The 19380-nt window shown below is 57.9% G+C and carries 16 protein-coding genes and 1 rRNA gene; 11 read left to right on the forward strand and 6 right to left on the reverse strand.

Annotated features, from left to right (window positions below):
* The first annotated feature begins 20 nt into the window (after nt 1-20).
* Nucleotides 21-135, forward strand: a 5S ribosomal RNA gene (gene rrf, locus JHD62_RS10775).
* A 181-nt stretch (nt 136-316) separates the two neighbouring features.
* Here rrf and JHD62_RS10780 read toward each other — a convergent pair.
* Nucleotides 317-1426 (reverse strand): LD-carboxypeptidase, encoded by a 1110-nt coding sequence (locus tag JHD62_RS10780; RefSeq protein ID WP_233160850.1) that lies wholly within the window; start codon nt 1424-1426, stop codon nt 317-319.
* 18 nt (nt 1427-1444) lie between these two features.
* Nucleotides 1445-3604 carry an HDOD domain-containing protein gene (locus tag JHD62_RS10785; protein WP_199102889.1) on the reverse strand — a complete coding sequence of 720 codons (2160 nt, stop codon included), beginning with the start codon at nt 3602-3604 and terminating at the stop codon, nt 1445-1447.
* Between the two features lie 224 nt (nt 3605-3828).
* Here JHD62_RS10785 and cysD point away from each other — a divergent pair, with 224 nt between their 5' ends.
* Both cysD and cysN read left to right on the forward strand, forming a co-directional pair.
* Nucleotides 3829-4752 carry a sulfate adenylyltransferase subunit CysD gene (cysD, locus tag JHD62_RS10790; protein ID WP_045848721.1) on the forward strand — a complete coding sequence of 308 codons (924 nt, stop codon included), beginning with the start codon at nt 3829-3831 and terminating at the stop codon, nt 4750-4752.
* 78 nt (nt 4753-4830) lie between these two features.
* The gene (gene cysN, locus JHD62_RS10795; RefSeq protein ID WP_233160851.1) at nt 4831-6264 is read left to right on the forward strand and encodes a sulfate adenylyltransferase subunit CysN; all 1434 of its coding nucleotides are present in this window, start codon (nt 4831-4833) and stop codon (nt 6262-6264) included.
* Nucleotides 6265-6387: 123 nt separating this feature from the next.
* On the opposite strand, the gene JHD62_RS10800 is transcribed toward cysN, so the two are convergent.
* Both JHD62_RS10800 and JHD62_RS10805 read right to left on the reverse strand, forming a co-directional pair.
* Nucleotides 6388-7236 (reverse strand): 23S rRNA (adenine(2030)-N(6))-methyltransferase RlmJ, encoded by an 849-nt coding sequence (locus JHD62_RS10800; RefSeq protein ID WP_199102890.1) that lies wholly within the window; start codon nt 7234-7236, stop codon nt 6388-6390.
* 50 nt (nt 7237-7286) lie between these two features.
* Nucleotides 7287-8033: a tRNA pseudouridine(65) synthase TruC gene (locus tag JHD62_RS10805; protein WP_199102927.1), complete on the reverse strand. Its 747-nt coding sequence runs from the start codon at nt 8031-8033 to the stop codon at nt 7287-7289.
* A gap of 463 nt (nt 8034-8496) precedes the next feature.
* On the opposite strand from JHD62_RS10805, the gene JHD62_RS10810 reads away from it, so the two are divergent.
* From JHD62_RS10810 to JHD62_RS10835, 6 genes are all read left to right on the forward strand, one after another.
* Nucleotides 8497-9501, forward strand: coding sequence for a BMP family protein (locus tag JHD62_RS10810; protein WP_045848108.1), 1005 nt, complete (start codon nt 8497-8499; stop codon nt 9499-9501).
* A 123-nt stretch (nt 9502-9624) separates the two neighbouring features.
* Complete coding sequence (locus tag JHD62_RS10815) at nt 9625-11151, forward strand: ABC transporter ATP-binding protein (RefSeq protein ID WP_199102891.1); 1527 nt, start codon at nt 9625-9627, stop codon at nt 11149-11151.
* Entirely contained in the window at nt 11148-12254 is a 1107-nt protein-coding gene (locus JHD62_RS10820) for an ABC transporter permease (RefSeq protein ID WP_199102892.1), read from the forward strand. Before JHD62_RS10815 ends, JHD62_RS10820 begins: the two co-directional genes overlap by 4 nt.
* The gene (locus JHD62_RS10825) at nt 12254-13216 is read left to right on the forward strand and encodes an ABC transporter permease (RefSeq protein ID WP_199102893.1); all 963 of its coding nucleotides are present in this window, start codon (nt 12254-12256) and stop codon (nt 13214-13216) included. Before JHD62_RS10820 ends, JHD62_RS10825 begins: the two co-directional genes overlap by 1 nt.
* A 226-nt stretch (nt 13217-13442) precedes the next feature.
* Nucleotides 13443-14123 (forward strand): hypothetical protein, encoded by a 681-nt coding sequence (locus tag JHD62_RS10830; RefSeq protein ID WP_199102894.1) that lies wholly within the window; start codon nt 13443-13445, stop codon nt 14121-14123.
* Between the two features lie 648 nt (nt 14124-14771).
* Nucleotides 14772-15335, forward strand: coding sequence for an FxDxF family PEP-CTERM protein (locus JHD62_RS10835; RefSeq protein ID WP_199102895.1), 564 nt, complete (start codon nt 14772-14774; stop codon nt 15333-15335).
* A 75-nt stretch (nt 15336-15410) separates the two neighbouring features.
* Here JHD62_RS10835 and JHD62_RS10840 read toward each other — a convergent pair whose 3' ends face one another.
* Nucleotides 15411-16043, reverse strand: a complete 633-nt coding sequence (locus tag JHD62_RS10840) for a phosphatase PAP2 family protein (protein WP_199102896.1) — start codon at nt 16041-16043, stop codon at nt 15411-15413.
* Nucleotides 16044-16493: 450 nt separating this feature from the next.
* Complete coding sequence (locus JHD62_RS10845) at nt 16494-17981, reverse strand: hypothetical protein (RefSeq protein WP_199102897.1); 1488 nt, start codon at nt 17979-17981, stop codon at nt 16494-16496.
* Between the two features lie 412 nt (nt 17982-18393).
* Here JHD62_RS10845 and JHD62_RS10850 point away from each other — a divergent pair, with 412 nt between their 5' ends.
* The gene (locus JHD62_RS10850) at nt 18394-18768 is read left to right on the forward strand and encodes a cytochrome b562 (protein WP_045844743.1); all 375 of its coding nucleotides are present in this window, start codon (nt 18394-18396) and stop codon (nt 18766-18768) included.
* Nucleotides 18769-18781: 13 nt separating this feature from the next.
* Nucleotides 18782-19345 carry a cytochrome b gene (locus JHD62_RS10855; RefSeq protein WP_199102898.1) on the forward strand — a complete coding sequence of 188 codons (564 nt, stop codon included), beginning with the start codon at nt 18782-18784 and terminating at the stop codon, nt 19343-19345.
* The last annotated feature ends 35 nt before the right edge of the window (nt 19346-19380 follow it).

Here is a 19380-nt window from a genome sequence, read left to right on the forward strand (position 1 = left end):
AAGTTTGTTGACAGTTTATGTCTGGTGGCCATAGCGAGGTGGTCCCACGCCTTCCCATCCCGAACAGGACCGTGAAACGCCTTAGCGCCGATGATAGTGTGGCATTCGCCATGTGAAAGTAGGACACTGCCAGACTCCCCCTTCGAAGCCCAGCTCAACCGAGCTGGGCTTTGTGCTTTTGGGCTGCGGTAACAGCCATGCGCAATGCTGGCGGATTGGTACTGCTCATGAGGAAAATTGACACTAATTTGCGGCCTCGAAAGCGTGCAGAGTCAAACAAAAAGCCACCCTGGGGTGGCTTTTTGCATTGGTGCGCTTAGCTTTCCGTCAGCAGCCGGTCCAGTGTGAGTCCGGAGGGGGAGTGTGCCGGATAGTGACTGAAAGTGAGTGTCAGGCCGGTTTCATCCGCGGCAAAGTGGGCTGGATAGCCCAGTGGCAGGGTAGTCTTGTCGTGAATGTGTCCGAAGGGAATGCCGGTGAAAACGGGGATTTTTAGCTGGCTGCGTATTTGTGCAATCACGGTGTCCAGTGTGTAGCCTGCATCGTAGGCATCCACGATGCGGCCCATGGCGAAATCACCCAGAAAAATGGCTTTTTGCCGCTGCAAAATGCCTGCCAGGTAGAGCTGTTGCAGCATGCGTTCCAGTCGGTAAGGTTGCTCGCCAACGTCCTCCAGAAATAACAGGCCACCCTGGATGTCTGGCAGAAAAGGACTGCCGACCAGGCTGGACAAGACGCTCAGATTGCCGCCCCAGAATATGCCTTCACCTGTTGCGGTGCTGGTTTGTGGCGTTGGTGTGAAGACAGTCCAGTTTTCGCTTGTTGTTGCCTGAATGAAATGCTGCATGGTCATCGGGCTGAGTTTGCGGCCGCCAAAGTCGCTGTACAGCATGGGGCCGGCGAAGCTGCCAACGCCCCCTTTGGCCAGCAGGGCAAGCTGAATGGCGGTGAAGTCGCTGTAGCCCATGATCTGGGTGCCTGCTTCCTTGAGCATTGGGCACAGTCGCTGGTAATCAATGTCCTGCAGCAGGCGGCATGCGCCATATCCACCACGACCCGCCAGCAGCATGCGCGGCATGTCTTGCCGCTGTGTCAGCTGGTTGAGGTCTTGCAGCCGTTCCTGATCGGTGCCGGCGAAGCGCTGGTACTGTCTGTCTATGGCGTTGCGGTTGCTGATGCTGAACCCGGCTTGCTGCAAACGATCCACGCCATGCTGACGCTGCAAGGCGTTGGGTAGTGTTCCTGAGCAGGCAAGTAGCGCAATTTCGTGATTTTGCATGGGCATGGCGTTAGGTGTAGTGGTAATGGTGGTGGGCCGTGTTGGTGTGCGACAGGCTTGCAGCAGCCCGGCACCGGCAACGGCCAGACCATGTCGTAGCAGGCTTCTGCGGGTCAGTGCTGTGGTGGTCGGGGTTAATGAAGGCAAGCGGTTTCTCTGGCTGGGTCAGTTCTGCTGTTGGCGAATGGCCAGCAAGGCCTGGTTGCGTAGCGTCTTGAGAAGATTCAGTTCGTCTGGCCGCAAGGGCAGGCTGTGTGCCTGCTTTTTATCACCGTAAAGAAAGCCTATTTTCCTCTTTTCCAGTACCAGCGGAAAGATGATAAATGTCTGGGCAAGATTGAGTTGTCTATACCATGTCGGAATATGGCTACTGATGGCTGCTGCACTGGCGTCTTCGATAAAGATGTCGACATTGCGTTCCATGGCGATGCAGAAGGCATTGTCCTGCTGCTGCAGGTCCACTTTGAAAACCGGCAGCAAGGCTGCGGTGTTTTCTCCAAAGCCGAAGCGGGCCTGCAGCATGTTTTGTCGCGGGTCTTTGGTGCAAAGCACCACGTGATCAAAGCCTACTGCGCGGTACATGATTTCCAGAATCATCCGCAGCAGGTCGTTAAGCTGGTAATTGCCGAGCAGGGTGGACGTGACTTCCTGTATGCCACTGGATAGCAAGGATGTGGTGGCAGGGCCGGAGGCGAGGCAACTGGATTCCAGCTCGGCTGCCGGTGCGGCTGGCTTGCTGTCCGGATGCGTGCCCAGTGTGGCACCTTTCAGCTGTTGGGCCTTGCCCTGCACATGTACTTCATTGCTCCATTCATGCAGCGTGCTGGCAAATTCTGCCTGGGTTTCAGCAATGACGGCATGAAGGCTGTTGATTTCCAGTGGCAAGGCGCGCGCATAGCGGGTGAGGAGTTGTTGGGCTTGCGTGGTGTTTGCGGTACCGGGGCTGGACAGCAACTGGGTAAGCTCCTGCGCGAGGTTACCCAGCATGCGCAGCCGGGCGGCATTGTGCTGTGGCTGTCGAACCGGGCCTGGTGGGTAAGGTTCCAGGCTGCTGACGATGCGTTCGGGAAAGCTCCAGGCTTCGGCTGTGCTGCTGCCCAGGGCGGCATAGGAAATGCCTAGCGTATGTTGTACTGCCTGTGCCGGGCTGCTGCCGGTCTCGGTTTTCTTGCGGATCAGGTGATATTCATTGCGGAAGTAGTACACGCACAGCAATTCACCCAGTTGCTGGAACATGCCGCATATCAGTGCTTCTTCTGCCTCTTGCATACGGCTGTGCCGGGCCAGGCTGCGGGCCAGCAAGCCACAAAACAGCGCGCTGGTGGCGACGTCACGGACTTCCTGGGCATGGCTGCGGTTGTGCATGTGTTCAAACAGCAGCAGCGTCAGTGCCAGGTTGCGGATGGTGTCAAATCCGAGAATGACGATGGCGCGCGAAATGGTACTGACTGCGCCGCCGAATTGGCTGAAATTGGCAGTATTGACCACCCGCAGCAGTTTGTTGGTGAGTGAGAAATCCTTGAGGATGATTTCCGCCAGTACCTGCAGTCTTTCACTGTCGGCATTGCCGATGTGATTGATGGCATTGATGGCCTGCGACAGCGCGGGGAAATCCGGATTGTGACGCATGCGCTGCAATAGTTGCTGCAATGCAGCCTGCTGATTGCCCTCGCTGCGGATGAAGCGCTGCTGCCGGACCAGCCAGTCTTGCAACTGGGCGAGGGCGGCACGGCTGACTGTGCTGGCTTCTGCATGGCAATCCAGCAAGCTCTGGCAAAGCTGGTGCAGTTCCGGGTCCAGATCCGGTCGCAATTGCTGTAGTGGCAGGTTGCCATGCGGCCTACCGGTGAGCAGGTGGTAAAACAGCTGCCCGGCCTGTCGAACATTGTCTTGTAATGGTGCTTGGTCCGTTGCGGTCGTGGCTTGCCCGGCCAGCAGGCAGGCCTGCCCTTGCTGGTCCAGGAGGATGTGTTCTGCATCCAGTCGCGGCAGGATCAGTTGATGCCGCTGCAGGTGAAGCAATGCTTCCATGCAGTCGCACAGCATGCCGGCGGCTGTGCGGTCATCCGGTTTGCTGGTCAGTGTGTCGCTGAGCAGCTGGTTGTCACCCATCGGGTAACAGCTGTATTGCAGCCCGGCCAGCTGGGTTGTCGTGTCCGGGCTGGCAAGCAGGCCGTGCGCAGGTGCCGGGCGGTTGTCAGTGGCTGTCAGTGGATCCAGCAGATAGCGCTGGCCATCCAGGCCGCACAGTAATAGCACGCTGCCATCGCGGCACTGGATACGGCGGCTGACCTGGTATTCCGCATTATTGTTGTCGCGGTTCATGATGTTTTCTCCCTGCTTGTCACTATATGGCGAAACAGGCGGCACGGCATGGCTTAATCAGCATTGCGTTATTGCTCTTTGGACTGAATTTTCACTTGGATAGTGCATATTGATATATCCAACTGATTTTGGAAAAAAGCAGTGCTTCCGGTACATTGAGCGTCAAGCAAACCATCATGCTGTGCTCGCCAAGAGTGCAGACAGGCCAGGAACAGGCGGGAATCATGAACATCAGTCAACAAAAGCTGACTCATCTCAAGCAGCTGGAAGCCGAGTCGATCCACATCATCCGTGAAGTTGCAGCGGAATTTGAAAATCCGGTCATGTTGTACAGTATCGGCAAGGACTCTGCCGTGATGCTGCATCTGGCGCGTAAGGCATTTGCGCCGGGCAAGCCGCCGTTCCCGCTGATGCATGTGGACACCACCTGGAAGTTCAAGGATATGTATGCGCTGCGCGACAAGCAGGCAGCCGAAGGCTGGGACCTGATCGTGCATGTGAATGAAGAGGGCGTGAAGGCTAACGTCAACCCGTTCACCGTAGGCAGTGCCAAGCACACCGACGTGATGAAGACCGAAGGCCTGAAGCAGGCGCTGAACAAATACGGTTTTGATGCGGCATTTGGTGGCGCGCGCCGTGACGAAGAGAAGTCCCGCGCCAAGGAGCGCGTGTATTCCTTCCGCGACAAGAACCACCGCTGGGACCCGAAAAACCAGCGTCCGGAACTCTGGAACATCTACAACAGCAAGATCGACAAGGGCGAGAGCATCCGCGTGTTCCCGCTGTCCAACTGGACCGAGCTGGATATCTGGCAGTACATCTACCTGGAAAACATCGACATCGTGCCGCTGTATTTCGCCGCCGAGCGTGAAGTGGTCAACCTCAATGGCACGCTGGTGATGATTGATGACGACCGCATCCTGGAATACCTGACGCCCGAGCAAAAAGCCAGCATCACCAAGAAGCAGGTGCGCTTCCGTACGCTGGGCTGTTACCCGCTGACTGGTGCGGTGGAGTCCACTGCCGCCACGCTGCCGGAGGTCATCCAGGAAATGCTGCTGACCACCACCAGTGAGCGTCAGGGCCGTCTGATCGACCATGATCAGGCCGGTTCAATGGAAAAGAAAAAGATGGAAGGCTATTTCTAAGCCCGGCTCCATCCAGTCACCACTCTGAAGAATTGATGCCCATCGCCCTGGCGGTGGGCTACAGCGGAAAGAACGATCATGTCTCACCAGTCCGAGCTGATTGCCAGCGATATCCTGGAATACCTGAAGCAGCATGAAAACAAGGACATGCTGCGCTTCATCACCTGTGGCAATGTTGATGATGGCAAATCCACCCTGATTGGCCGCCTGCTGCACGACTCCAAGCTGATTTTCGAAGACCAGTTGGCGGCAATCGAGCGTGACTCGAAAAAGTACAACACCACCGACCAGGAAATCGACCTGGCCTTGCTGGTGGATGGTTTGCAGGCCGAGCGTGAGCAAGGCATCACCATCGACGTGGCCTATCGCTACTTCAGCACCGAAAAGCGCAAGTTCATCATTGCCGACTGCCCGGGGCACGAGCAGTACACCCGCAACATGGCCACCGGAGCTTCCACCTGCAATCTGGCGGTGATCCTGATTGACGCGCGCCGTGGTGTGCAAACCCAGACCCGTCGTCACAGCTTCATTGTCAGCCTGCTGGGCATCAAGCACGTGATTGTGGCCATCAACAAGATGGACCTGGTAGAGCACAGCCAGGAAGTTTACGACCGTATCCGTGAAGAATACCTGGCCTTTTCCGAGCACCTGACCATTCCGGACATCCGCTTCGTGCCGATCTCCGCCCTGCGTGGTGACAACGTGGTGACCCGCAGCGAAAACATGGGCTGGTATCAGGGAGCCACCCTGATGGAGCTGCTGGAAAGCGTACAGGTAAGCCATGACGTAGCGCTGGAAGCCTTCCGCCTGCCGGTACAGTACGTCAACCGCCCGAATCTGGATTTCCGCGGTTTCTGCGGCACCGTGGTGGCGGGTGAAGTGAAGCCGGGTGACGCCATTGTGGCCCTGCCATCCGGCAAGCGCAGCAAGGTGAAGGAAGTGGTCACCTTTGAAGGCAATCAGCCCTCTGCTTTTGTCGGTCAGGCCATTACCCTGACATTGGAAGATGAAATCGACATTTCCCGCGGCGACATGATTGTGCGTGCCGGCGAGCAGCAACCCAATGTGGCGCAGGCATTCGACGCCCATGTGGTGTGGATGGCCGAGGCAGCGCTGGTGGTGGGCAAGGAATACGGTTTCAAGCTGGCGGGCAAGGTGGTGAGCGGGCGTGTGGCTGCCATCGAGCACCGTGTTGATGTCAACTCGCTGCAGCAGTTTGACGCGCAAGAGCTGGCACTGAACGAAATCGCCCTGTGCCGCGTGGAGCTTAACGCCCCGGTAGTGTTTGATGCCTATGCCCAGTGCCGTGGCACCGGTAGCTTCATCATTATCGACCGCCTGTCCAATGCCACTGCCGCTGCGGGCATGGTGACGGCTGCGGCCGAATCCAGCGCCGAGCCGGTGAGCGACGAACTGGCCCGCCTGCGTGCTTTCGAGCTGGAATTCAACCAGCTGGTGCGCAAGCACTTCCCGCACTGGGAAGCCAAGGACATCAGCAAGCTGCTGAAATAAGCCGGCCTGGTTGTCAGACAAAAGCCGACCTGCGGGTCGGCTTTTTTGCGTCTGCAGGGTGTGGAAACAGAAATGCCACCTCGTAGGGTGGCATGGCGTAATGGAGCGGGAACGGGGAGCGGTTTAAAGATCGCCGCCGGTTTCCAGAATGAAGCTGGCTTTGGCATCCTGGCCCAGGTGTTCAACCAGATAGGGCAGGACTTCTTTGAGCATGGCCGGCAGGGTCCACGGCGGGTTGAGCAGGAACATGCCGCTGCCGTACATGCCAAAGCCGTCTGCCGATGGCGCCTGCACATGCAATTCGGCCCGCAGCCAGCTCTTGGCGGGCAGTTTTTTCAGCTCTTTGGGTAGTTCTTTCATTTCGGCGCGTTGCAGGCAGGGGTACCACACCGCGTAAACCCCGGTGGCAAAACGCTTCAGGCCTTCTTTCAGTGCGGTCACCACGTGCTGGTAGTCGCGCTTGTCCTCATACGGCGGGTCGATCAGCACCAGGCCACGGCGCGGAGGTGGCGGCAGGATGGCCTTGATGCCTTCAAAGCCATTGGCCTGTTGCAACTGGGTGCGGCGCGGATGGCCGCCAAAGTTCTGCTCCAGCAGCTGAAAGTCGGTGGGGTGCAGTTCGAACAGGCGCAGCTTGTCGCTTTGCGGCATCACGGCGGCGGCACACCAGGGTGAGCCGGGGTAGTAGCGCAATTCGCCGTCCGGGTTCATTTCCCTTACCACATCCACATAGGCCGCCACGGCGGGTGGCAGGTCGGTACGGTCCCACAGGCGGGCAATGCCGCTCAGGTATTCGGCATTCTTGGCCGCATAACCCTGTTGCAGCGCGTAACCACCGGCACCGGCATGGGTATCGATATACCAGTAGGGTTTGTCTTTCTGGCCCAGGTAGTCCAGTACGGCAATTTCAATCAGGTGCTTGAGCACGTCGGCATGGTTGCCGGCGTGAAAGGCGTGGCGATAACTCAGCATGCATCAGCTTTCTAAGACAATGGCGGCATTGTAGCGGATTTGACCGCACATCAGACGGCGGGCAGCCAGTTGGCGGGTAGCGCATGCTCCCAGCCCAGTGCGCGCACCACGCTGGCAAAGTCTTCCGCCAGCGGACAGGTCAACTGGATGACTGCGCCGGTCAGCGGGTGGGTGATTTGCATTTCCATGCAGGCCAGCAACATGCGCTGGCTGCCAAAGTGCTCGGCAAACATGCGGTTGTGCACGCCCTTGCCGTGGGTGGCATCGCCAATGATGGGATGGGCGATGTGCTTCATGTGGCGACGCAGCTGGTGGCGACGGCCGGTGAGCGGCGACAGCTCAACCAGCGCATAGCGGCTGCTGGGGTAGCGGTCCACTGCAATGGGCAGCTCCACCGTGGCCAGGCGGCGGTAGTCGGTTTGCGCTTCCTGCGGGCCCGGTTGCACCTTCTCGCCCAGCCAGGCCAGGTCGTCCACGCGGCGGCTGAGGGCGTGGTCGATATGGCCGGATTCAGCCGGATGGCCGCGCACTACCGCCAGATAGCGCTTGCTGACTTGCTGGCGTTCGAATTGCCAGCTCATCTCGCGTGCACTGTCCTTGTCCAGCGCAAACAGCAAGACGCCGGATGTGCCCTTGTCCAGCCGGTGTACCGGATAAACGCGCTGGCCGATCTGATCACGCAGCAGCTGGATGGCAAAGCGGGTTTCGTGACGGTCCAGTTCGGAGCGATGCACCAGCAGGTTGGATGGCTTGTGGATGGCGATCAGCTGCGGGTCGCGGTAGAGGATGGGTAGCATGGTGGTATGGTCAGGAACAAGGCCGCGATTGTAGGGCTTTGCGCCCGGCTTGGATATGTGGCTGGCCATGACGTGGCTGATTTGACACAGCAAGGGGTAAGGGGAAGACAGTGCAATCTTGCCTTGCACCGGTCAAGTCGTCATATTTTCTGTTTTGTCATGGCATGTTGGCATGTGTTTTATGGCGTTGGGCGCAGCATGGTGCGGTTTTGTTGCGCGCAACACCCAGCTTTGCGACAGGGTATTTCAAAGTCGAGAGGAAAATGTTTACAGTCAATTTCCCCCTCATTACAATTCGCCGCGCCCATCAGATTGAAATACCGCCTTGTTGGCTGATTTCGGTTTAGCTACAACAAGGTGATGTGTGCAAAATAGCCAATGCGGAAGGTGGGGCTTCCCGAAGCTGCCTGTGCTGGCATGTCCGGCACAAGCCTGTTGACCAACAAAACCAAGAGTTCCTGATATGACCATTCAATTGAAACGTGCAAGCCTTGCCGTTGCCCTGTCCGTACTGGCTGGCACAAGCTTTGCCAAGGATTTCAGCCCGGCAGTGATTTACGACCAGGCTGGCAAGTTCGACAAGAGCTTCAACGAGGCGGCGTTCAACGGCGCAGAACGTTTCAAGAAGGAATTCAAGATCAGCTACCGTGAGGGCACCATCGCTTCCGAAGCGCAGAAAGAACAACTGCTGCGCAACCTGGCACGCAAGGATGCCGACCTGATCGTCTCCGTTGGCTTCTCCTTCACCCAGGCGGTGGAAACCGTGGCCAAGGAATTCCCCAAGGTGAAATTCACCATTATTGATTCCGTGGCCAAGGGGCCGAACGTACAGAGCATCGTGTTCAAGGAACAGGAAGGCTCCTTCCTGGTGGGCATGGCTGCTGCGCTGGCCTCCAAGTCTGGCAAGGTGGGTTATATCGGTGGCATGGACGTGCCGCTGATCCGCGCCTTTGGCTGTGGCTATGTGCAGGGTGCCAAGTACGCCAACAAGAAAACCGAAGTCATCCAGAACATGACCGGTACTACCCCGCAGGCTTTCAACGACCCGGCACGTGGTACCGAACTGGCCAAGAGCCAGTTTGACCGTGGTGTGGACGTGGTGTTTGCCGCTGCCGGTGGTACTGGCCTGGGTGTGCTGCAGGCCGCCAAGACTGCCAACAAGCTGTCCATTGGCGTGGACAGCAACCAGAACCACCTCTATCCGGGCTTTGTGCTGACCTCCATGGTCAAGCGCGTGGACAATGCGGTGTACGACACCTTCAAGTCCGCCAAGGATGGCAGCTGGAAGCCGGAAGTCAAGGTCATGGGCCTGAAGGAAGGCGGCGTGGACTGGGCGCTGGATGCCAACAACCGCAAGCTGATTTCTGCCGATATGGAAAAGAAGATTGGCGCGGCCAAGAAGGACATCATCAGCGGCAAGCTCAGCGTGGTGGACTATCGCACCAACAACAGCTGTCCGGTGAAGTAAGTCTTTAGATGACCTTTTCCCGGCTGCGGCCCGGGAGGACTGCAGGCACGATGGCTTCGGCTCTCGTGCCTGTTTGGTTCTTGTGGCCTGGCCGGGATTCATTGCATGCGGGGAAATACAGGCATGACTGATTTCGCCATCGAACTGGCTGGCATCAGCAAGCGCTTTGGTGCGGTGCAGGCCAATCGCGATGTGTCCATGCACATCGCCAAGGGCTCCATACACGGCATCATCGGGGAAAACGGCGCGGGCAAATCCACGCTGATGAGCATTCTGTACGGCTATTACCAGGCCGACAGCGGCAGCATCCGGGTGAATGGCCGTGAGGTGCGCATCCGTAACAGCCAGGAAGCCATCCGGCTGGGTATCGGCATGGTGCATCAGCACTTCATGCTGGTGGATACCTTTACCGTGCTGGAAAACATTGTGCTGGGGGCCGAAGGCGGCCTGCTGCTCAAGCAGGGCATGGAGCAGGCGCGGGCGCATTTGCTGCAGCTCAATCGCGATTATTCGCTGGAAGTGGACCCGGACGCCCTGGTGGGCGAGCTGGGCGTGGGCCTGCAACAGCGGGTGGAAATTCTCAAGGCACTGTATCGCGGTGCCGATGTACTGATTCTGGACGAGCCCACTGCGGTGCTGACACCGCAAGAGGCCGATCACCTGTTCTGCATCCTGCGTGCGCTGCGCGAACAGGGCAAGACGGTGATCCTGATCACCCACAAGCTGCGCGAGGTGATGGACATTACCGATGCGGTGAGCGTGATGCGTGCCGGTACCGTGGTGGGTAATGTGCGCACTGCCGATGTCGACAAGGAAAAACTGGCCGACCTTATGGTGGGGCGCAAGGTATCGCTGAAGGTCGACAAGGCCGAGCGCACGCCCGGCACAGCCGTGCTGGAGGTGCGTGGCCTGAGCCTGACAGATGCACGCGGCGTCAAGCTGCTGGACGGGCTGGATTTTCAGGTGCGTGCCGGTGAGATCGTCGGCATCGCTGGCGTTTCCGGCAATGGCCAGTCCGAGCTGCTGGAAGTGCTGGCCGGCATGGTGGAACCCACCAGTGGTGAAATCCGCTATCACGGCCAGGACTTGCTGCAGGAAAAGTCCAGCCAGCCACGTGCTGCGCTGTATCGCCAGAAGGGTATTGCCCATGTGCCGGAAGACCGTTCGCGCGAGGGGCTGGTGAAATCTTTCCCCATGTTCGAAAACGCCATTCTTGGCTACCACAACGACAAGACCATCAGCCGCCGCGGCTTGTTTTCCCGTCAGGCACTGCTGGCGCGTACCCGTGACTTCATCCGCCAGTTTGACATCCGTCCGGACAATGCCCAGCTGCGTGTGGGCCTGCTGTCCGGCGGTAATCAGCAAAAAGTGGTGCTGGCACGCGAAATTCACGCCAACCCGGACTTGCTGCTGATCGGCCAGCCCACGCGCGGGGTGGATATCGGTGCCATCGAGTTCATCCACCGCCGGCTGGTGGAATTGCGCGATGCCGGCAAGGCCATCTTGCTGGTGTCGGTGGAACTGGAAGAAATTCTGGCCTTGTCCGACCGCATCCTGGTGATGGCGGGCGGGCAGATCAGTGGCGAAGTGGCGGCCAAAGAAGCCGACACCATATCGCTGGGCTTGTTGATGGGGGGGCATAAACAGTGAAATTCGGACAACCGTCCACCTTGCCGCGCTGGGCGCAATTAAGCGTGCTGCCGGTACTCAATCTGCTGGCCGCCTTGCTGGTGACCGGTTTTGTTACCTGGCTGATTGGCGAAGATCCGTGGGAATGCCTGCAGCTCTTGGTCAGCGGTGCTTTTGGCAGTGGTGAGGGCATCGGCTACACGCTGTTTTACACCACCGGTTTCATTTTTACCGGTCTGGCCGTGGCTACGGCTTTTCACGCCGGGCTGTTCAATATTGGCGGGGAAGGGCAGGCCTATCTGGCTGGCCTTGGCGTCACGCTGGTGGTGCTGGCGTTTGACCACACCCTGCCACCCTTGGTGCTGGTGCCGCTGTGTATTCTGGCAGCCATGGGCTTTGGTGCGGCCTGGGCCTTCGTCCCGGGCTGGTTGCAGGCCAAGCGTGGCAGCCACATTGTGGTAACCACCATCATGTTCAACTTCATCGCCTATTCGCTGATGTTGTACCTGATTGGCCATCACCTGATTGAAGCCGGCTCGCAAAACCCCACCACGCGTGAGTTCGGTCACAATGCCTGGATTCCGGCCCTGCATCAGCTGGCTGCTGGTGTGGGGATCGAACTGCCCAATACGCCGCTCAACCTGACTTTCATCATGGCCTTGCTGGCCTGCGTGCTGTTCTACCTGCTGGTGTGGCATAGCCGCTGGGGCTTCCAGCTGCGTACCGTCGGCGTGAACGAAAGCGCGGCGCGCTATGCCGGTATCAATGTCAGCAAAACCATCATGCTGGCCATGTGCATCTCCGGTGCGCTGTCCGGTTTTGCTGCCATCAACGAACTGCTGGGTTCCACCCATCGCATGAATGTGTCCTTTACCAATGGCGTCGGTTTTGTCGGCATTGCCGTGGCGCTGATGGGGCGCAACCATCCGGTAGGCATCATCCTGTCCGCCTTGCTGTTTGGCGGCCTGACCCAGGGCGGGCTGGAGCTGTCGTTTGAAAAGCCGGTGATTACCCGCGAGATGATCATCTTCATCCAGGGTTTGATCATCCTGTTCTGCGGTGCGCTGGAAAACCTGTTTGAGCCCTTCATCGCCGGGCTGTTCAAACGCAAGGAGGATAAGTGATGGAGCAATGGCTCAGTCTGCTTGATTCAACCATCCGCGTGGCCACGCCGTTGGTGCTGGCCGCCTTGGCTGGCATGTTCTCCGAACGTTCCGGCGTGGTGGACATCGGCCTGGAAGGCAAGATGCTGGTGGCGGCGTTTGCCTCCGGCGCGGCGGCCTTTGTCACTCATTCGCCCTGGCTGGGCCTGTTGGCCGGGGTGATGGCGGCAGTCAGCATGGCCATGGTTCATGCCTTTGTTTCGGTGACTTATAACGGCAACCAGCTGATTTCCGGTATGGCAATCAATACCATTGCCTCCGGTATTACGCCGGTGCTGGGGCTAGCCTGGTTCCAGCAAGGTGGTAATACGCCGCAACTGGATGATGATTCGCGCTTTCACGACATCGCCCTGCCGTTTGCCGATGCCTTGTCGAATGTGCCTGTTATCGGTCAGCTGTATAGCAAGCTCTTGTCCGGCCACAGCATTCTGGTCTACCTCACCATCCTCATCATCCCCTTGGTGAGCTGGGTGGTATACCGCAGCCGCTTTGGCCTGCGCCTGCGCGCGGTGGGCGAAAACCCGCATGCGGCAGATACCGCTGGTGTTTCTGTCGCGCGGGTGCGCTATATCGCGCTGTTCTGGGGTGGCGTGCTGTGCGGCATGGCCGGCACCTTCCTGTCGGTGTACCAGACCGGTTCCTTTATCAAGGAGATGACGGCGGGCAAGGGCTTTCTGGCACTGGCGGCACTCATCTTCGGTAAATGGCGCCCACTGCCGGCGGTATTGGGCTGCTTGCTGTTTGCCTTTGCCGATGCGCTGCAAATCCGGCTGGAAGGTGTGGATCTGCCTATCGTCGGCCAGATTCCGTCGCAAGCCATTCAGGTCATTCCTTATGTACTGACTGTGTTGCTGCTGGCTGGTTTTGTTGGTCGTGCGGTAGCACCTAAGGCCATTGGCGTGCCCTTTGTCAAATCGCGCTGATCCTGCTTTGTTGATGTAGAAGCAGATCATGAAAAAACCGGCCACTGGCCGGTTTTTTCATGATCAAGGCATGCGGCGGAAATTAGTAAACAAGGGTTGGATACACTACAACACATGCATCGCTTGTCATGAATGTCGGTGCGGCGGGGCTGGAACAAGCAGTCTGCCGAAGCAAAGTAGTCAATAACAATGAGAATGTGTTTTCGGGGGAAATATGTGGCTGAGCATGCTGGTGTTGGTTGTGTCAGGTTTTGTCATTGCCGGGCTTGCCACCTGGCTGGGTGCTGTCTGGGCTGAGCGGAGCGGGCAGCGGGACGTGGCATTGCCGTCCTGCGCCGAAATCCAGCTTCCACCTGCATCCCAGCCGCGCCGGCGTAGTGATGAGGCGGCGGCCAGAAGTGGCGGCCCTTTTGTGCGTGATCGTCTTACCTTTCCGCCGCTGGATTTTCCCGCTGTCATCATGCATAGCAGTATCACGCCGGGTAAATGTTACCGTGTCGACCCGGGCAGCATGAGTTGTAGCTGCAATTACTTCTTGCTGCGTGGTGCGCACGCGCCGGTGGGCAGCAAGGAACGGCTGTGCCGGCACTTGCGCCGCTTTTATGCCCAGCGCGGCGGCCTGGCGCCCATCGTCAGTATGGTGCTGCTGGATGATGTCCACTTTTGTGAAAGCGACCAGCTGTGGTCGGGCGAAGTGGAAGGCGTGCCGGTGGCCATTGCCTGGCGGGAGGGCGACCCGTGGGTGACGCTGTATTCCCGCAATAATTCCCCCGGCCAACCGGCCCAGTTTGAACGATTCAACTACCACCTTGGCCGTCAGGATTGGGCAGACGGGCGCATGCCACGCTTCAATGCGGCGGTGATCAAAAGCATGCTGGGGGAGTGGTTTGGCGGTGAAAAGTCCTGATGTCAGAACAGGGCTATCTGCTTGTTCTGCTGGAAGTATTGCTATCCGTGTTGCATAAATGCTGCGAAAAACCGACAGTACGGCAAAGAAATTTTACGCGATGGCCAAATTTTTGAGCTGGTTTCTCGAGCGGTGATCAAAATTGTTAACAAGTTTTGAAGGAGGCAAGACAAGTGTCGGCCTGTTTGGAATTGCAGCGGCTGGACTTGATGATGGCGATGTTATTTGTAGTTAAATGTTGAAAACTCAGGCTTGCATGTTATTTCAATAGTAAATATAAATCAATTAACATATATGATTTGTTTTGTTAATTTAATGCCATAGCAGAATCCTACCTGTTGCGCAGAAATTGCATGGGCTTACCTAGGATGTAACAGGCTGATTTGCTAGCAAAGTTTAATAGTGGAGCTGTTCGGCAGGCGTGGATGTGCTGGGAATGAAGGAAAAGACGAACAGGATGGGTATTTGTAAAAAAGGCTTGAAAGACAATCTGCCAGCACTGCTTTATAGTTCGGCCATGTAAAGAAGTTAAAGATATGTATGTCGGTCAGATGCAGTATGGATGTATTGGCAAATCTTCGTGAATTGCTCTGGGCCGTATCTGTCTTCAAGAGCGTTTAAATACAAAATCCTTCAGGGAGTTCGTCAATGAGCAAGTTCAAAAAGCTGCTGGTTAGTGCGTCCATCGCCTCCGTTATGTCTTTTGCTGCAGGTCATGCTGCTGCAGACACCGTTTTGGCACCGATTTCCCCGGTTACCGTTAATGTAAACGGCACAACTTCTACTTCCTTCTCTCAGTCCACCGTGTTCTCCCTGGACTCCCTGAGTGAAGTGGCTGGCAGCGTATTCCTGTACAAGAAAGCCGGTACAGGTACTTCCGCTTTGCAAAGCATTGCCGCTACCCTGTGGCAAAAAACCGGCAGTAGCTGGACTTCGGTATGGACTGATACCGCTTCCTTTGCCCAGTCTAGCCATACTTCTACCTGGTCTTCCTCTTTCGACCAGTCCCCGCTGGCAGCCGGTCTTTACAAGCTGACGCTGACTGGCAGCATTTTCTCCGGCACCAAGCTGTCTGCTTATTACAACTACAACCTGTCGATTTCCCCGGTTCCGGAACCGGAAACCTACGCCCTGATGGGTGTTGGTCTGGCTGCAGTGTTGCTGCGCCTGCGCAAGAAAAAAGTTTCCGGCACCGCCGCTGTTGCCGTGTAAACATGTTCTGAAGCTGTTTGCCAGCTGTAAAAAAGCCTGATGATTTCATCAGGCTTTTTTTATTGTCCGGCACGTTCAAGGCCGCCTGCCGTTTTGTCCAGTCATGGACTCAGCGTGCAGGTCAGTACGGCTGTAGGGTTTTTCGTGTTGGGAAATGGCCAATGCCAGCCGGGTGATGATGTCCTGCCCCGGTGCCTTGTTGCCAAATTGCAGGTTGAATACCACCAGCGCTGGTATCAGCAGGCAGACTGCCGCTTTGCTGCTGTAGCGTTCTGCAGTTTTACTGGCAAACCAGCTGCTGACCAGCAAACCACAGGCAAACCCCAGTACTACTTCGGATAGCGAGTGGGCGTGGACTTCCAGGCGCGAGTAGCCTATGGCTGCGCCGCCCAGCCAGCCTGTGGCCAGTGCCAGGGTGCTGTGGCGCGGTAGCCAGGCGCGACTTAGCAGGTATAGCAGTACCGGCAGGGTGGCGGTGGCCAGCATGGTGTGGCCGCTGATGCCGGTAAAGTCGAAATCGCTACTGCCTATGCCCCAGCCGATAAAGGCGATCTTGCTAATGGCGACCAGCAGCCCGGCACTGCCGAAGGCCAGTAGCCAGCGCAGGCTGCTGGAAAATTGCTTCTGCGCGGCCAGCCATACGGCAATGGTGGCGGCCAGCGGCAGCATGACGGCGAGGTCGCCCAGGTTGGTGAATCTGTTCCACATGCGGGTGGGTGCTCCTTGATTTGGCTGCCCGGCTGGCTTGCTGTGCTGGCGGGCGGCTCATTATACGGCAGGGCCTGTTGGCGGATGGCGTGATTGGAGGCGGGCGGGCTGGGAAAGTTCTGGCCTGCTGGAAAGCTGTCTGCTGGAGATGGCTTGTCTTGTGCCGGGCCGGGCAGCGATTGGGACGGGGTGGAGGAGATTGTCCGCTTGGCAGCGCGTTTGCTGGCCGGTGACGGCTTGCTGAGCCATAGTGACTGATACGGGTGCGGCCTTGCCGGGCGCAGGCTGGGCTGCCTGATGCCTTGCAGCCATTACGGCTAGCAGGTTTTTTGCTCTTGAAGCGGCTAAGGAGGCAGCGTGGCGCCCCTGCGGCAATGCAGGCCGACGCAGCCCGTACTAAAAGTAGGGCAAGAGGGCGCAAGGCAGCAGCAGGTTTTTTGTCAGCGGCTGTCAGCTTGCAGGCTGGAATTCCATGGCCTGATACAGGCCGGTATTCATGTGCATGCGCGTCACCTTTACCCGGTGTTCGCCGCGCTGGTCGCGCAGGCGGAATTCCTTGCCGCGCAGCAAGGAGTGTCCGGGGATGATGAGCAGGTCGGCATTGTGGTCGCCATCGGCGGCAGGCAGACGCAATGCTGGCTGATAGCTGGCGTGCTGGCCGGCTGCCAGCGGGATGACATCGACCGCTTCCGGGTCGCTGCCTATCAGTTCTGCGCCGCAGGAGACTTCATTGGCGTGTTCGGATACTGCGGTCCAACGCACGGCATACAGCGATGGGGTACGGTGTGCCTGTTTGTCGGCAATCAGCAGCAGTTCGCCGATTTTCAGTGACTGGTAGCCCGGGTCGCCACGTAGCAGCAAGCCGCTTTCACTCTTGTTGATGGCCTGGAAGATGGATATCTGCGATGGCGGCATGCGGTCGCGCATTCTGGCCTGCATGTCCGGCCGGACGGCGCCACCGCCCAGTATCTGGCGGATGGAGCGCATTTGCGCGATCAGCGCCATGGACTGCATCACGGCCTGGCGCTGATGACGGCGACGGCGGGGTGATTGCCAGCCATCCATCAGCCTTTGCGCGACGATGACCGACAAGGCATCGCGGCCGGGAATGCCTGCGTGGCCGGTATGGGCCTTCAGTGCATCCATGGCTGCGCCAAGGTCGCAGGACAGGCAGTGCTCGCGCTGGGGGAGGGCGTCGGTTTCCAGCAGGAATTGGGGAGGGGCACCGCGGGTGAGGTCCAGCAAGTAAAGATGTCCGGCCCTGGCTGCATCGGCGGCGGGCAGTGGCTGAAGTGCCACCTTGTCCGCCAGGCGCGCAGTCCACAGCAGGGTGGCTTCGACTTCCCTGGGGCTCAGGTTCTTGCCATCGGTGATGCCCATCAGCTGGAGCTGGTGGTAGCCGTGCAGGATGCTTTGACCGTCAGGCAGCTGATGCTGCAACCAGTTGTGCTGGCTGGCGTTGTAGTACAGGTAGTGGGTGGCCAGCCAGAAGCTGCCATTCAATTCCACATGACAGCGCAGGGCAAAGCTGGCATAGCGTCTGGCCACACACAGTGCCAGTGTCAGTTGTTGCAAGGCGCGTCTTCGCCAGGTCAGCAGCGGTCGGCTGCTGAGTGTGCTGCGCAGGTCCTGCAGCAGCGGTTCCAGCAGGTGCTGCAAAACCTTGCTGCCCATGCGCGCCAGGCGCACGGCAGGGTGGTTGCAGGCATTTTCACTGAACTGGATTTCCAGCTGGTGCAGCCAGCGGCAGACGTGATCGAACAATTGCTGTTGCAGCGCCAGCCGCTGTGCGGGCTGTACGGCATTCTGGCAAATGAAGCCGTGTATCTCGATGAGTTGTTCGCCGCTGCCACGCAGATCGCCCCTTGGTAGCCGCTCCAGCCAGTTGTTGACTGTTTTCTGGTTTTTATTGTGACCGAGAGCAGAGTTCAGACGCATGTGGGTTCAATCCATTGTTCTGTATGAAGGCGGCGCTTGCACCGGCGTGATGGCTGACCGTACCGTGCGCGGGGTGCCGCGACTGAATATTGGTACTGTGCGATTGGGATGCTGCCAGGCCTGGCGGGTTGGCAGCAGGCATGTGCAGTGCGGGCCATCTGTTCATGAAGCTGCATGATTCTAATGAATATGTCATGAATGGACGATACGCATATCCACCTAGGATGATGTGGGCTTGCGCTGTATTGCGGACGGCAAGAGCAGCGCTGTGTCAGACAGGCCGGGGCGCGCAATGCGATGGCAAGCGCTGGCTGTCATGCCGGATTTGCCATTTTTTTGCCATTGCGCGGCTTTAAGTTTGCGTTAAGCACTGCCTTTTAACATGGCCCCATCCATCCAGAAGGGGTACCCAATGTCTCGTTTCATGCAAAAAACCTGTGCCGTGCTTTCCATTGCCTTGCTGTCTTTCTCTCTGGCGTCTGCTGCACAGGCCGGTGAAGTGAAGAAACTGATGAAGGACATGAAAGTGGCCATGCAGCAGGCAATGGCCAGCAAGTCCATGCCTGAGTTTTCCCAGAATTTCTCCCGCTTGCAGAACGATGCCAAGCTGGCCGGCGAACAGGCCTGGCGGGCTGACCCGGCCTTGTACAAGGAAGGTATGCAGAAACTGCAATTTCAGCTTGCTGCGGTTGATACGCAAATTAAGGCGAATAATCTGGCGGGAGCCAAATCCGCTTTGAGTGACGTCAATCCGATCAAGAAAAAATACCATAACTATCTGAATTGAAAGGAGAGCGTTGATGGAAATGTCCGGAGAACTATCCGCTTCTTCAGGCCATGCAGGGCAATCGGCCAGGCGCTACCCCTTGCTGATCATCCTGGCGCACTGGCTGGTTGCGGGCGGGATTGCCGCCAATCTGGTCACCGGCTGGCTGCTGGATGACGCAACCGAGCTGCTGGACCTGCATCGTTCCATCGGTGTGCTGGTGCTTGCATTTTCCGCCTTGCGCCTGTTTTGCCGCTTTGCCTACCGGAGCAAGATACCGGCTTCGGTAAATGCACCTGCCACCTTGCAGTACCGGGTGGAGAAGCTGGCGCACACGCTGCTGTATGCCGGCATGGTGCTGGTGCCTTTACTGGGCTGGCTGAAAACCAATGCGGCGGGCCATGTGCTGGTGCTGTTTGATACTGTGGAGCTGCCGGTACTGATGGAGAAGAACCGCGAGCTGTCGTCCTTGTTCGGCGAGTTGCACTCGGTGAGCGCTTATCTGCTGGCCATGCTGATTGGCCTGCACGTTGCCGGTGGCGTGGCGCATGTGATGATGGAAAAACGCAATGTATTCAAAAGGATGCTTCCTTTTTGATTGCCTTTTTGATTGCCTTTCGCAGCAGGCCGGCC

Origin of the sequence: Aquitalea sp. ASV11 (assembly GCF_016429185.1) — a bacterium.
Classification (GTDB): domain Bacteria; phylum Pseudomonadota; class Gammaproteobacteria; order Burkholderiales; family Chromobacteriaceae; genus Aquitalea; species Aquitalea pelogenes.